At 65.5% G+C, this 13,375-nt stretch carries 14 protein-coding genes; 6 read left to right on the top strand and 8 right to left on the bottom strand.

From position 1 onward, the window contains the following. Position 1: 1 nt before the first annotated feature. Complete coding sequence (locus LG299_RS04035; protein ID WP_404433684.1) at positions 2-1,372, top strand: PhoH family protein; 1,371 nt, start codon at positions 2-4, stop codon at positions 1,370-1,372. Between the two features lie 156 nt (positions 1,373-1,528). After that, positions 1,529-2,119, top strand: coding sequence for a hypothetical protein (locus LG299_RS04030; protein WP_404433683.1), 591 nt, complete (start codon positions 1,529-1,531; stop codon positions 2,117-2,119). A gap of 111 nt (positions 2,120-2,230) precedes the next feature. Here the strand turns inward: LG299_RS04030 and LG299_RS04025 are convergent, their stop codons facing one another. From LG299_RS04025 to xseA, 7 genes are read right to left on the bottom strand one after another with little or no spacing between them, the layout of a single operon-like run. Continuing rightward, positions 2,231-2,887, bottom strand: coding sequence for a response regulator transcription factor (locus LG299_RS04025; protein ID WP_404433682.1), 657 nt, complete (start codon positions 2,885-2,887; stop codon positions 2,231-2,233). After that, positions 2,884-4,395 carry an ATP-binding protein gene (locus LG299_RS04020; RefSeq protein WP_404433681.1) on the bottom strand — a complete coding sequence of 504 codons (1,512 nt, stop codon included), beginning with the start codon at positions 4,393-4,395 and terminating at the stop codon, positions 2,884-2,886. Before LG299_RS04020 ends, LG299_RS04025 begins: the two co-directional genes overlap by 4 nt. Positions 4,396-4,440: 45 nt before the next feature. Beyond that, on the bottom strand, positions 4,441-5,835 hold the full coding sequence (locus LG299_RS04015; protein WP_404433680.1) for a class II fumarate hydratase: 1,395 nt from the start codon (positions 5,833-5,835) through the stop codon (positions 4,441-4,443). 31 nt (positions 5,836-5,866) lie between these two features. Beyond that, the gene (locus LG299_RS04010; RefSeq protein ID WP_404434794.1) at positions 5,867-6,475 is read right to left on the bottom strand and encodes a carbonic anhydrase; all 609 of its coding nucleotides are present in this window, start codon (positions 6,473-6,475) and stop codon (positions 5,867-5,869) included. A gap of 35 nt (positions 6,476-6,510) precedes the next feature. Beyond that, positions 6,511-7,149 (bottom strand): DUF4245 family protein, encoded by a 639-nt coding sequence (locus LG299_RS04005; RefSeq protein WP_404433679.1) that lies wholly within the window; start codon positions 7,147-7,149, stop codon positions 6,511-6,513. Next, positions 7,149-7,382, bottom strand: a complete 234-nt coding sequence (locus tag LG299_RS04000; RefSeq protein WP_404433678.1) for an exodeoxyribonuclease VII small subunit — start codon at positions 7,380-7,382, stop codon at positions 7,149-7,151. Before LG299_RS04000 ends, LG299_RS04005 begins: the two co-directional genes overlap by 1 nt. A 9-nt stretch (positions 7,383-7,391) precedes the next feature. After that, positions 7,392-8,696, bottom strand: a complete 1,305-nt coding sequence (gene xseA, locus LG299_RS03995; RefSeq protein WP_404433677.1) for an exodeoxyribonuclease VII large subunit — start codon at positions 8,694-8,696, stop codon at positions 7,392-7,394. A gap of 132 nt (positions 8,697-8,828) precedes the next feature. Here xseA and LG299_RS03990 point away from each other — a divergent pair, with 132 nt between their 5' ends. Genes LG299_RS03990 through LG299_RS03980 form a run of 3 tightly spaced genes read left to right on the top strand, consistent with a single transcriptional unit; the run spans position 8,829 to position 11,025 of the window. Then, on the top strand, positions 8,829-9,851 hold the full coding sequence (locus LG299_RS03990) for a 4-hydroxy-3-methylbut-2-enyl diphosphate reductase (protein ID WP_404434792.1): 1,023 nt from the start codon (positions 8,829-8,831) through the stop codon (positions 9,849-9,851). Further along, on the top strand, positions 9,848-10,423 hold the full coding sequence (locus tag LG299_RS03985; protein WP_404433676.1) for a DUF6264 family protein: 576 nt from the start codon (positions 9,848-9,850) through the stop codon (positions 10,421-10,423). Before LG299_RS03990 ends, LG299_RS03985 begins: the two co-directional genes overlap by 4 nt. Before the next feature lie 53 nt (positions 10,424-10,476). Beyond that, positions 10,477-11,025 carry an MOSC domain-containing protein gene (locus tag LG299_RS03980; protein ID WP_404433675.1) on the top strand — a complete coding sequence of 183 codons (549 nt, stop codon included), beginning with the start codon at positions 10,477-10,479 and terminating at the stop codon, positions 11,023-11,025. A gap of 61 nt (positions 11,026-11,086) precedes the next feature. On the opposite strand, the gene fbaA is transcribed toward LG299_RS03980, so the two are convergent. Further along, positions 11,087-12,118 (bottom strand): class II fructose-bisphosphate aldolase, encoded by a 1,032-nt coding sequence (gene fbaA, locus LG299_RS03975; RefSeq protein ID WP_404433674.1) that lies wholly within the window; start codon positions 12,116-12,118, stop codon positions 11,087-11,089. A gap of 188 nt (positions 12,119-12,306) precedes the next feature. Here fbaA and glpX point away from each other — a divergent pair, with 188 nt between their 5' ends. Then, positions 12,307-13,296, top strand: coding sequence for a class II fructose-bisphosphatase (glpX, locus tag LG299_RS03970; protein ID WP_404433673.1), 990 nt, complete (start codon positions 12,307-12,309; stop codon positions 13,294-13,296). Positions 13,297-13,375: the final 79 nt, after the last annotated feature.

The following is a 13,375-nucleotide window of genomic DNA, read 5'->3' as shown; positions in this document are numbered from 1 at the left end:
TGTGACCACACGGGCACCACAGCAGCAGCGAAACCACGAAATCGGAAGCGTCGATATCGAGGATGTCGACGGGGTCGATCAGGACCTCCGCACTTATGTTCTCGACACTTCGGTGTTGCTGAGCGATCCGCGGGCATTCTTCCGGTTTGCCGAGCACAACGTCGTGATCCCGGTGGTGGTGATCACCGAACTTGAAGGCAAGCGGCACGATCCTGAGATCGGGTACTTTGCGCGGCAAGCTCTTCGTCATCTCGACGAACTGCGTATCGAGCACGGGCGGCTGGACTTCCCGGTACCGGTGGGTGCCGGCGGCACGTTGCGGGTGGAGCTGACGAACACGGACGCCGGGATTCTTCCGCTCGGCATGCGCCTCGGCGACAACGACTCCCGCATTCTCGCCGTCGCGATGAATCTCGCCCAGGACGGACAAGGAGTCACGGTCGTATCCAAAGACCTTCCGATGAGAGTCAAGGCAGCGTCGCTCGGAATCTCGGCCGAAGAGTACCTGGCAGAGCAAGCCGTCGATTCTGGATGGACCGGTATCGCCACGATCGACGTCTCAGGTGACGAGATCAGCGACCTTTACGAGAGCGACGTCGCCACCAGCGACGATGTGCGCGGGTTCCCGGTCAACACCGGTCTCATCATTCACTCCGAGCGCGGGTCTGCACTCGGGCGAGTGACCGGCGACGGTTCATACAAGCTCGTCCGCGGCGACCGAGAGGTCTTCGGGCTACACGGTCGCTCGGCCGAGCAGCGCATCGCGATCGATCTCCTGCTTGACCCCGAGGTGGGGATCGTCTCGCTCGGCGGGCGTGCAGGCACCGGCAAGTCGGCCATCGCACTGTGCGCGGGACTCGAGGCCGTGCTCGAGCGGCAGCAACAGAAGCGGATCATCGTGTTCCGTCCACTCTTCGCCGTTGGCGGGCAGGAACTCGGCTACCTTCCCGGTGATCAGGGCGAGAAGATGGGACCCTGGGGTCAAGCCGTCTTCGACACCCTGGGTTCCGTCGTCTCGGGCAACGTCGTCGAAGAGATCGTCGCGCAGGGAATGCTGGAGGTGCTTCCGCTCACGCACATCCGCGGCCGCTCGCTCCATGACGCCTTTGTGATCGTCGACGAGGCGCAGTCGCTGGAGCGCAATGTGCTGCTGACCGTGCTGAGTCGTATGGGCCAGAACTCCCGTGTGGTGCTCACTCACGACGTCGGGCAGCGTGACAACCTGCGCGTCGGCCGGCACGACGGGGTCGCCTCGGTCATCGAGACGCTCAAGGGTCACAGCTTGTTCGGACACGTCACATTGATGCGGTCCGAGCGGTCGGCGATCGCGGCGCTCGTCACCGAACTCCTCGAGGCGGGCGAGTTGGCGTGATCTGCGTGGCTTGATCTGGCATAACTTGTCGCAATCGCGGCACACCGGCGGCAAACTGCATGAGAAGAGTCTCATGCAGTTTGCCGCTGGTTGTCAGGTCGGTCTGAGAACATGGAGTGATAGCGCATGAAGCGCGGGGGTCGAACGGAGATGATCGTGGACAATCGGGTGCGCCTGGCTAGCGGCGGTACCGTCGTGGTCGCCGCGAGCGCCGCGATTCTTTGGTCCGCGGCGATGGCTAACGCAACTCATCTCGTGGACGCCGCAGGTCAACCGGTCAGTGTTGGCGCCGTGATGGTGGCGGCCCCTCAGCTTCCGAGTTCGTCGACCCGGGGTTCGGCGCTGCTCAGTGACCCAGTTTCCGTCAAGACGGCGACTGCGAACACCGACGCTGTTCCTGCCGACACTGCTCCCACCGGCGCTGTACCTGCCGACACTGCTCCCCCCGGCGCTGTGACGGTCCCTGCGCCCGCGGCGTTGGTCGTTGCCGGTGACATCAGCAGCGAAGCGCCCGTCGAGACTGAAGCTGCGCCGATGGCCAACATCACCGAGACCGCGCGCTCACACGGTGCGAAGGAAGCCGCACGAAAGGCTCAACCGCACGGCGACGCACAGGGTCATCAGGAGCGCGGTAACGGCATGTCCCCACAAACTCCCGCACATGCGGGAACATCATCCGACCCCGCGGGAGAACCGCGTGGTGTCGGATCGAAGAGAGATCAGTCGCTGGACTCCCCAGACCGATAGCGACTGGTCCGGCCGGCTTCCCCAGCCCGGCCCTTCCCAAAGCCCCCGGCGTCCCCCAGCGCCGGGGGCTTCTTCTCGCTCGGCGAGGGGCGGCAGGAGTCGCGTGTGTCGCTATTCCCAGCGATAGCCTGTGCCACGCACAGTGGTGATGTGGTGGACGCCCAACTTGCCACGCAGGTATCGCACGTAGACGTCGACCACGTTGGATCCGGGGTCGAAGTCCATGCCCCACACGCGGCTGAGCAGGGCCTCGCGGGTCAGCACTTGTCCGGGATTGCGCAAGAACTGCTCGGCCAGCGCGAACTCGCGTGCCGAGAGATCGACCTCGCGGCCATCCACCGTGGCGCGCCGACCGAGAATGTCGAGGGTCACTTCATCGTGCGTGATCGTTACACCGCTGCCGCCGGGTGAATCGCGCAGCGCGGTGCGGACGCGCGCCAAGAGTTCGTCGAACGTGAAGGGCTTGCGGATGTAGTCGTTTGCTCCCGATTCGAGACCGTCCACGGTGTCGGCGGTGCTGGTGCGCGCTGTCAGCATGATGATCGGGATGCGGGACCCGGTGGCGCGAACAGTGCGAAGGACTTCCATCCCGTCCATTCCGGGAAGTCCGACATCGAGAAGGACCAACGCGTGGTCGCCGCTGAGCGCGGCTTCAAGACCCGAACGTCCATCGGAGGCGATGGTGGGCGAGAATCCGGCGGCGGCGAGCCCACGGCAGACGAACGAGGCGATGTGCGGTTCGTCCTCCACGATCAGAATTGCGGTCATGCAGCTGCCTCTCGTTGGAGCACGTCACCGGCGCGAACGGGTGCGGGCAAGGCAGTGGCGCGCAGGGGGAGGTGGATGGTGAACGTCGCACCTCCTCCGGGAGTGTCTGTGACGAGACATCGGCCGCCGTGGGCTTTCGCGATCGCATCGACGATGGCGAGCCCCAGGCCCGACCCGCCAACGGATCGGCGACCCTGTGCACGGCCGAACCGGCGGAAGATCTGCTGACGTGACGCGGGCGGTATACCGGGGCCGTGATCGACGACCCAAAGGCACACTTCGTCGGTATTGATCCGACTCCCGATCTCGATGGGCGAACCCTCGGCGGTGTACTTCGCCGCGTTGTCTGCCAGCTGTAGCCACGCCTGGAGAAGTCGGTCCTGGTCGCCCAGCGTCTTACCCTCTGCGCGAGCCGAAACGAGCCACGGGTGCCCGGGGATGACGGAGACGAGTTCGCCGACCCGAGCCGTCAGCGCGGCGAGGTCCACCTCTACCGTCGCGAATGTGCCGCCTTCGACGCTCGCGAGCAGGTCGATGTCTTCGACCAACCGTGTCATGCGGTCAAGCTCCGCGATTCCGATCGCTCTTGCGGTCGCGACGTCGTGGGCATCCGTGGGATCCATGAGCTCCAAATGACCGCGCACGATGGTGATGGGTGTCTTCAGCTCATGCCGGACGTCATCGAGCAACTGGCGCTGGGAGTCCACCGATCCTTCGATACGGTCGAGCATCGAGTTGACTGTGCGCGAGAGGTCAGAGATGTCGTCGTTGCCTCCTGCTGCCATGCGCGGGGAGAGATCGGTCACACTCACTGCATCTGCCGTCGCGCGAAGCCGGCCGAGCGGCGAGAGCAGTCTGCCCGCGACGAACCACCCGACGATACCGATCGCAAGCAACACGCCGACCGCCGCGATCGCATAGGTGAACATGGCCGCGGTCACCGGCGCAAGCTCAGCGTTCAGATCGACCACGCGCAGGTACACGCCCTGCGCGGGGTCGCCTTCGACGTTGACCGGTATCGCGACGTACCGCATCGATCCGTGCTCGGTCTCTGCCGTCCCTCGCACCGTGCCGCCCGCAGCCGTCGTTTCCGCGACAGCGCGCGCGATGAGTTCGTGGTCGTCAGAGATATCGAAACCCGACAGCGTTGCAGGCCGAAAGCGCGCCTCGCCGTCGACGATCGCCACCGAGCCCTCGTTGCGCGCCGGCACAAGGCGGGCGACAGCGGCCTGCAGATAGTCCTCGACGCTCGAGAACTCTTCGATGACGAGGTCGTCGGTGGCAGGGGCGGCACCTCCGGCTGACCCTGTGTCATCGGGTTGTTCCGCTGCGACCGTTTGCAGTCGTGCGACCTGAGCGCTCAGCCGCTGGTCGATCTCGTCTGTCACCCTGCTGTGTTGAACGACGAACGTGACGCTTCCGACGATCGCGAGCCCCAAGCACGCCACAGCCAGCACCGCCGCGAGAATCCTCGCGCGGGCTGAGATCGGACGAGATGAGCGGGTCACCCCATGATTATCGCCCGTGCGACCCCGCGAGTGGGCGCAGACCGCTCAGCCCGGGTGCGTCATCGAGAGCAGATCGAGCTTTTCGTCGAGTTGCTCGAGCGTGATTTCACCGCGATCGACGAAACCGAGGTCGAGGACCGCCTCGCGCACGGTGATTCCCTTGGCCACCGAGTGCTTGGCGATCTTCGCGGCGGCTTCGTAGCCGATGAGCTTGTTGAGCGGCGTCACGATGGACGGCGACATTCCCGCCAGCGCGGACGTGCGCTCGATGTTGGCTACGAGTCCGTCGATCGTCTTGTCGGCCAAAAGGCGGACCGAATTGGCGAGGAGCTCGATCGACTCGAGAAGTGCCGACCCCATGATCGGGATCGCCACGTTCAGCTCGAACGATCCGGATGCGCCCGCCCACGCGATCGTGGCGTCGTTGCCGATCACTCGTGCGCACACCATCAGGGTGGCCTCGGGCACGACCGGGTTGACCTTGCCGGGCATGATCGACGAACCCGGCTGCAGGTCAGGAATGTGAAGCTCGCCGAGTCCGGTGTTGGGGCCCGACCCCATCCAGCGGATGTCGTTGTTTATCTTCGTGAGCGAGACGGCAATTGTGCGCAGGGCGCCGGATGCCTCGACCAGACCGTCCCGGTTGGCCTGGGCCTCAAAGTGGTCCTTCGCCTCGGTGATCGGCAGTTCGGTGTCGGCGACGATCAGTTCGAGCACCTTCTGCGGGAAGCCGGCGGGAGTGTTTATCCCGGTTCCTACGGCCGTGCCGCCGAGGGGTACTTCAGCGACGCGGGGGAGCACGGCGCGCACGCGCTCGATGCCGAGGCGCATCTGACGCGCGTAGCCGCCGAACTCTTGGCCGAGTGTCACCGGCGTGGCATCCATCAAGTGCGTTCGACCCGACTTGACGACCGACTTCCACTCTTCCGCCTTCGTCTCGAGCGAGAAGGCGAGGTGGTCGAGGGCCGGGATCAGGTCGTCGATGAGCTCCTGCGTGACGGCGATGTGTACCGAAGTGGGGAACACGTCGTTGGAGGACTGCGACGCGTTGACGTGGTCGTTGGGGTGGACGGTCGAGCCGAGGTCCCGGGTAGCGAGCGTCGCGAGAACCTCGTTCATGTTCATGTTCGAGGACGTGCCGCTACCGGTCTGGTAAACATCAATTGGGAACTGGTCGGCGTACTCGCCGGCGATGATGCGGTCGGCGGCGCGGGCGATGGCATCGGCGATGGCGCCGTCGAGGGTGCCCAGTTCTTTGTTCGCGAGCGCAGCAGCCTTCTTGATCCGCGCGAGCGCGACGATCTGTGCCGGTTCCAGGGGGTCGCCCGAGATGGGGAAGTTCTCGACGGCACGCTGTGTCTGCGCGGCGTACAAAGCGTCCTTCGGGACGCGTACTTCGCCCATCGTGTCGTGTTCGATGCGGTATTCGATGTCGGTCACGTCGTTGTTCCTTCTTCGTCTTGCTCGGTTTTCAGGCGTGCGCGTCGGTTGCGGCGCCCACGATGATTTCGGGCACCGTGGTGCCCTCAGAGAGTTTGTAGTTGGCTCCCACGACCGCGAGGTGCCCCTCTGCAACGGCCGTACTGATCAATTCGGAGGCGTGGAGAAGGTCGGCGACTGTCCCCCGCAGGTGCTCGCGCCCGACGTGCTCGGCATCGATGGAAGAATTCTGAGTTCCGTCGGCGCGCTGAACCCGGCGGACCGCAGGAACGATCGGCGCGATCTGTCGCCAGATCTGCGCCGGAAGGGCAGGCGCGTCGATTCCCGTGCTGTCGATCGCCGCCTTCACGGCGCCGCACTCGTCGTGGCCCAACACGATGATGAGCGGCACATCCAGGACGGCCACGGCGTATTCGAGGCTTCCGATGACGGAGTCCGAAATCACTTGACCGGCATTGCGCACGACGAAGAGATCGCCCAGACCCTTATCGAAGATGATCTCGGCCGCGAGCCGGGAGTCCGAGCAGCCGAACAGCGCAGCTCGGGGAGTCTGCCCACCTGCGAGCAGGTGGCGTCGCTCGACGTCCTGCCGAGGATGCTCGGGCTCGCCCGCGACGAAGCGCTGGTTGCCCCGGCGCATCTCATCCCAGACCTTTTGCGGAGTGGGTCGGTCGGTCACGGAGCCTCCTCGCGTAGTGCTTGCACTTGACCGGTGACGGATGCGGCTGCCTGCTCGAGAGTGGCCGTATCGATCCCACCGCCATAGATGAGGATCGTGTCGGTCCCGGCCGGTGTGCTGAGCGCGCGTGACACGTTGCCCGCACGCGAGGGGTCCGCGATGTCGTACCGTGTCCATTCGATGCCGTCGATGGTCACCGCCTCATCTGCGGACGCTCCGGAGAGCACGCGCGTCGGCCACGAAGCATCCGCATCGAAGCCTTGCGCAATGTTGACGAAGCCCAGTTCGGGCGCGTAGACGATCGTCCACGCGCGCGTGCTGTCGCCCTCGACGCGGGCGCGGTTGATCGTCCACTCGTCGGGCGCGTCGGGAACGATGACCGTGCGGGTTTCGGCGGATGCGATCTGCGCGGCGATCGTGGCCACATCGATCGGCTCGCGCGCCGGCGGTGTGCCGCGCGGCACGGCGAAAACGATGACGACGACGATCGCGAGCGTCACCAGCAGGGCGGCGATCAGGTTGCGCGTGGTCTGGCTCGACCGGTACGCGAATGACGACGCAGCCTTTCGAGCCGAAGTCTCGTCGGGGGTCTCTGGCCTGCCCAGTTCAGCGACGACGCGAGGGTTCTGCGCCATCACGAGATCGAGCCGTCCGTCGGGACGGCCGCGCGTGTCTGCTCAAGGCGTCGCTTGGCGCCGATCAACCACTCCTCGCAACGTGCGGCGAGGGCTTCACCCCGCTCCCACAGCGCAAGCGAGTGCTCGAGCGTCGGCGCGCCCTGCTCCAGTTCGGCGACGACACGCATCAATTCGTCACGCGCCTGCTCGAACGACAGGGTCGAGACGTCGGGGGCGCTCGTTCCAGTCATGATTCCATCTTAGGTCTGCCCGTCCGACACGCTGTCGGGGCCGGTTTCGGCGATCTCGCCCTGTGACTGGGCAGCGAACGACCCGCGGCCGACCGTGATGATGACCGGCTCACCCGCGGGCGCCTGGGCGGCATCCCTCACGATCACCCCATCCGTGCGGTGCGCGATCGCGTAGCCACGCGCCAGTGTCGACGCGGGGGAGAGCGCGGTGAGGGTCGCTCGCAACTCGGCGATGCGTCGCCCCTGCGTCTCGAGCGCGCGGTCGATGCGCTCGCGACCCCGCGCGACGAGCAGGAACACCTCGTGCGAGCGGGTGGTCAACAACGATTCGGGCGCGCGCAACACGGGCCGCGAACGCAGTTGCTCGAGTTGGGCGATGTCATGACTCACTCGCTGCGTCAGTCGGCCGGTGAGGCGCTGGCGCAACTGGCCGACGAGGGCGCGCTGTTCGGCCACGTCCGGAACCACTCGCTTGGCGGCGTCCGTGGGAGTCGACGCGCGGAGGTCCGCGACGTCGTCGAGGAGCGGGTGGTCGTTCTCGTGCCCGATGGCGCTGACGATAGGGGTGGATGCTGCGGCCACCGCTCGCACGAGGCGTTCGTCGCTGAACCCGAGCAATGTTTGCGGGTCGCCACCTCCGCGCGCGATGACGATCACGTCGACATCGGGATCAGCATCCATCGCCTTCAACGCCGCAACGGTCTCGGGGACGCAACGATCGCCCTGCACGGCGACGTGCTTCGTGCGAAACCGCACCTGCGGCCAACGCAGTTCAGCGTTGCGGTGCACGTCCTTCTCGGCGTCGGAGTTCTCACCCGTGATGAGTCCGATCAGCCCGGGAAGAAAGGGGAGTGGCTGCTTGCGGGACGCATCGAAGAGGCCCTCCGCGCGCAACTTCGCGCGCAACCGCTCGAGATTCTCGAGCTGGTCGCCGAGGCCCACGTGTCGCATCGCGGAGATCGCGAACGTGAAGTCGCCCGTCTTGATGAAGTAGTCGGCCTTCACGCACGCGATGACGTGGTCACCGACCTTCAGGTCGGCAGGGAGGCGCTCGCGCGTGGACGACCAGAGGCGAAAGGAAATGGCGGAGTCGGTCGTGAGGTCTTTCAACCGGCCGAAGACGTTGCCTCCGCGCAGGTTCCATGAGGTGATCTCGCCCTCGACCCAGACGGATCCCCAATTGGCGACGAAACCGCGGATCGCGTCGTTGAGTCGTGACACAGAGGTAGGTGAGTCGCCGCGGGAGTCCCGCGGATGCACCGAGTCTGGCGGCGGTGCTTCCCCCGTGGTCGTGTCGGGTCGGAAGGTCGTCATCCGGTCCTTTCGCCCCTGCTCGGGCAGGAAGCCGCTATCAAGCCATACACATCGCCCGCGCCCGGCCGGTACACAGGCCCCCACACGTAGAATCAAGGCGTGAGTTCTGCGTCAGCGAGTACGGCCGTCCGCATGCCCGTTCCCCGTGTTCCTCGGCGGCGCGAGCCCCTTCAGGATATCCCGGTCAAGGGACACAAGCGTGTGCTGCTGGCGGCGCCGCGTGGCTACTGCGCCGGTGTCGACCGGGCTGTGATCGCCGTGGAGAAGGCGCTTGAACGGTTTGGTGCGCCGGTATACGTGCGCAAGCAGATCGTGCACAACATCCACGTGGTGGCTGAACTTGAGAGCAAAGGCGCGGTCTTCGTAGAGGAGGTCGACGAAGTTCCCGAGGGTGCGCACGTGGTCTTCAGCGCTCACGGGGTATCGCCAGCGGTGGTGTCTGCGGCCGCCGACCGTCACCTGCAGGCGATCGACGCCACCTGCCCGCTCGTTACGAAGGTCCACCGCGAAGCAGTGCGCTTCGCACGTGACGACTTCGAGATTCTGCTGATCGGGCACGAAGGCCATGAAGAGGTCGAGGGCACGGCGGGCGAAGCCCCCGATCACGTCACGATCGTCAACTCTCCCGACCATGTCGACCAGATCGAGGTCAAAGACCCCTCGCGTGTGGTCTGGCTCTCGCAGACAACCCTCTCGGTCGACGAGACGATGGAGACGGTACGACGGTTACGTGAGAAGTTCCCGCAGTTGCAGGACCCGCCCTCGGACGACATCTGCTACGCCACCCAGAACCGTCAGGTCGCGATCAAGAAGGTCGCCAAGGACGCTGATCTGGTGATCGTCGTGGGTTCGGCGAACTCGTCGAACAGCGTCCGTCTGGTCGAGGTCGCGCTCGAGTACGGCGCCAAGGCCGCCTACCGCGTCGACTACGCCGACGAGGTCAAGCAGGAGTGGCTCGACGGCGTGGAGACCGTGGGAGTCACCAGCGGTGCGTCGGTCCCGGACGTACTCGTCCAGGAAGTCCTCGCCGACCTTGCCGGTGCGGGCTACGGTGAGGTGCAAGAGGTCAAGACTGCCGAGGAGGATCTGATCTTCTCGTTGCCGAAGGAACTGCGACAGGGTCGCTCGGGCGAACTCGGCGGGCGACGCTCGTGAGTAACGGCTCGAGCGACGGCTCCGATTCTCGACGCCGCCCGGCATACGGCGAGTACGCCACGGCCGAAGAACAGCGCGCGCGCATCCAGCAGCCTGCGATCACCGAGGCGCTCGATCACGGCCTTCCGCCCGGCGCAGCTGTTGCCCCGTCCGAACAACCGGTGGCGGCGGCATCCGTTCGCGAAACTCCTGCGCGAACCGTCGACCGCCTGATCACCGCGGTGCTGTTGGGTATCGGCTTCGTGAATGTCGTGGTCTCGGTGCAAAGCTTCTTCGACGTCACGTCGACTTTCACGCGGGCCATGGAGACCATGGGAATCCCGGGAGAATTCACCAACGTCTCGGGGCCGACTGGCGCCGCCGTGTGGGGCGCCGTCGCCGGCATCTCCATGGTGATCGGTTATGTCCTCACGGCGCTGGTGTCGTGGCGTCGCGTGCGTGGCGGGCGCCGGGCGTGGTGGATTCCGCTCGTCGGCGCAGTCATCACCTACGTCGTGGTCACCGCCTGCCTGACCGTTCCGGTCATGGCGGACCCCGCCTTCCAGGAGTACGTGCGCACGATGGCCTCCTGAGGGTCAGGTCATTCGGGCGATCTGTGGCGTCGGCCACCGGATACGATCGCGGGATGCCGCAACTTCTTGCTGTCTGTGCTGTTCACCAGCTTCGCCCTGAGCCGGGCACGGTTGGGGTGACAGCGATCGACAAGCGGGCGCTCGCCGGAGCAGTGAAGATCGGCGCCTACGGTGTGCGAGGTGACGTCCAGGCGAGCCGAAAGCACCACGGTGGACTCGACAAAGCGCTCTACGCTTACGCCCAGGAAGACGCGAACTTTTGGGAAGACCAGCTCGGACGCGAGTTGCCGCCGGGGTTCTTCGGCGAGAACATGCGCACGGAGGGGATCGACGTCAACACCGCCCGGGTTGGCGAGCGGTGGCGTATCGGCGACCGCGTCGAGGTCGAGGTGACGATGCCGCGCACTCCCTGCCAGACCTTCGCTCGGTGGGTCGGCGGTGCTGATGAACGCGGTTGGGTGAAGCGCTTCTCGGACGAACGCCGGCTGGGGCCGTACTTGCGTGTGGTCAAAACGGGGAGCGTGCGGGCCGGCGACGAGATCGTCGTCATACACGAGCCCGCGGGTGCGCCGACGATCTTGGACATCTACCGCGCTCCTTGACCGCTCGGCCATGTGAAAACGCCGCCTCCCTGGTGCGGGAGGCGGCGTTTCGGTGGTGCGATCAGGCGGCGAGGCTCTTGCCCGCAGAGCCGAGCTGCTGTGTCGCCTGAACGACGCGTGCGGCCATAGCCGACTCGGCGATCTTGCCCCAGGCGCGCGGGTCGTAGGCCTTCTTGTTGCCTACTTCGCCGTCGACTTTCAGGACGCCCTCGTAGTTCTGGAACATGAAGCCGGCGACCGAGCGCGTGAACGCGTACTGCGTGTCGGTGTCGATGTTCATCTTGATGACACCGTTGGCGACGGCCAGGGCGATCTCTTCGTCGGTCGATCCGCTGCCGCCGTGGAAGACCAGGTCGAGCGGCTTGGCGCCGGTGCCGAAGGCAGCGGTGATGCCTTCCTGGATCTCGCCGAGGAGTTCGGGGCGCAGCTTCACGTTGCCGGGCTTGTACACGCCGTGCACGTTGCCGAAGGTGAGAGCGGCAATCCAGCGACCTTGGTCACCGAGTCCGAGCGCTTCGACGGCCTTGGTCACGTCAGCGACGGTCGTGTACAGCGCGTCGTTTGATCCTTCGTGCTGCACGCCGTCTTCTTCGCCGCCGACGACACCGATTTCGACCTCGAGGATGGCGTTGATGTTCTTCAGACGGGGAAGCAGCTCTTTGGCGATTTCGATGTTCTCATCGAGCGGCACGGCTGAGCCGTCCCACATGTGCGACTGGAAGAGCGGGTTGCGACCGGCCTTGACCTCTTCTTCTGAGGCAGCGATGAGTGGCATCACGAAGTCTTCGAGCGCGGGCTTCGGGCAGTGGTCCGTGTGCAGCGCAACGGTGATCGGGTAGTTCTTTGCGACCTCGGTGGCGAACTTCGCGAACGCGATCGCGCCGGTAGCGCGACCCTTGGCGGTGTGTCCGGCGAAGTAGTCTGCACCACCCGTCGTGACCTGGATGATGCCGTCGGAGCCGGCCTCGGTGAGGCCCTGCAGGACCGCGTTGATCGACTGCGAGCTGGCGGCGTTGATCGCGGGATACGCGAAGCCCCCTGCCTTCGCTCGGTCTAGCATCTCGGCGTACTGCTCGGGCGTTGCGACGGGCATGGGTGCTCCTCGAGGTCGGCGGGCTACACAGGTCACTCTAGCGAAGTGAGGCGGAGTCCTGAATGGATGGAGCGCTGCGCTGGCGCGGTTCAGCCGACATCTGCCTGCTCAGCAAGAATCGAGATTCCTTCACACCCGGATCGCGTTAACACCCTGTCTACGGTGCCGACGCTGGCTAGGCTGACCACATGGTGAGTCTTACCGCGGACATGAGCCCGCTGCATCCCGACCGAAATCTCGCACTCGAGTTGGTTCGAGCGACTGAAGCTGCGGCAATCCGCGCGGTGCCGTTCATCGGACGAGGTGACAAACTCGCCGCGGATGCGGCCGCGGTCGACGCGATGCGCGCATTCTTCACGACGGTCAACTTCGACGGCACGATCGTGATCGGTGAAGGTGAAAAGGACGAAGCGCCGATGCTCTTCAACGGCGAGAAGGTCGGCAACGGGCGAGGCCCGCAATGCGATGTCGCGGTCGACCCGATCGATGGCACGTCGCTGACTGCCGCAGGCCGCCAGAACGCGCTCTCGGTCATTGCGGTCTCTGACCGTGGGAGCATGCTCGACGCGTCGACCGTGTTCTACATGGACAAGCTCGTCACCGGGCCCGCCGGCGTCGGTGTCGTCGACATCCGACTCCCGATCGGCGAGAACATTCGGTTGCTCTCCAAGGCGCTCGGCAAACCGGTCGATGAAATGGTCGTCTCGGTTCTGAACCGCCCTCGACACGAGAAGCTCATCGCTGAGATCCGCGAAGCGGGCGCCGGAACGCGCCTCATGTCGGATGGTGACGTGGCCGGTGGCATCAACGCGGCACGGCACAACGCACGCACCGACATGTGCGTGGGCGTCGGGGGAAGCCCCGAGGGCATCGTGACCGCATGCGCGATCAAAGCGCTCGGCGGACACGTGCAGGGGATTCTGTGGCCACGTGACGATGACGAGAAGCAGAAGGGTGCTGACCACGGCCTGAGGACTGACGGTTACGTCTACGAGGCAGATGAGCTCGTGACCGGGCAGAACACCATCTTTGTCGCAACCGGTGTGACCGACGGTCAGCTCGTCGCAGGTGTGCGCCGCGAGGGCGACTTCATCTACAGCGAGTCCGTCGTGCTGCGCGGCCGGTCGGGCACCCTGCGCCGTATCGTGTCGGAGCACTTGACCTCGAAGTGGCTCTAGCCCTTCTTCGCTGAAACTGTCAACCCGCTACCGAGTCCACCCCGTGTTCGGGGTTCTCTGGCAGAATCGCACGTGGGAA

It is taken from the genome of Microbacterium lacus (genome assembly GCF_044794305.1).
GTDB classification, from domain to species: Bacteria; Actinomycetota; Actinomycetes; order Actinomycetales; family Microbacteriaceae; genus Microbacterium; species Microbacterium lacus_B.
This window is presented reverse-complemented; position numbering and strand designations above follow the sequence as displayed.

Excerpts from the sequence above, each read along its gene's own strand:
- xseA (WP_404433677.1), bottom strand. The coding sequence starts at position 8,696 with ATGACGACCTTCCGACCCGACACGACCACGGGGGAAGCACCGCCGCCA.
- LG299_RS03990 (WP_404434792.1), top strand. The coding sequence starts at position 8,829 with ATGCCCGTTCCCCGTGTTCCTCGGCGGCGCGAGCCCCTTCAGGATATC.
- LG299_RS04025 (WP_404433682.1), bottom strand. The coding sequence starts at position 2,887 with ATGACCGCAATTCTGATCGTGGAGGACGAACCGCACATCGCCTCGTTC.
- fbaA (WP_404433674.1), bottom strand. The coding sequence starts at position 12,118 with ATGCCCGTCGCAACGCCCGAGCAGTACGCCGAGATGCTAGACCGAGCG.
- LG299_RS04000 (WP_404433678.1), bottom strand. The coding sequence starts at position 7,382 with ATGACTGGAACGAGCGCCCCCGACGTCTCGACCCTGTCGTTCGAGCAG.
- glpX (WP_404433673.1), top strand. The coding sequence starts at position 12,307 with ATGGTGAGTCTTACCGCGGACATGAGCCCGCTGCATCCCGACCGAAAT.
- LG299_RS04005 (WP_404433679.1), bottom strand. The coding sequence starts at position 7,149 with ATGGCGCAGAACCCTCGCGTCGTCGCTGAACTGGGCAGGCCAGAGACC.
- LG299_RS03980 (WP_404433675.1), top strand. The coding sequence starts at position 10,477 with ATGCCGCAACTTCTTGCTGTCTGTGCTGTTCACCAGCTTCGCCCTGAG.
- LG299_RS04010 (WP_404434794.1), bottom strand. The coding sequence starts at position 6,475 with ATGCGCCGGGGCAACCAGCGCTTCGTCGCGGGCGAGCCCGAGCATCCT.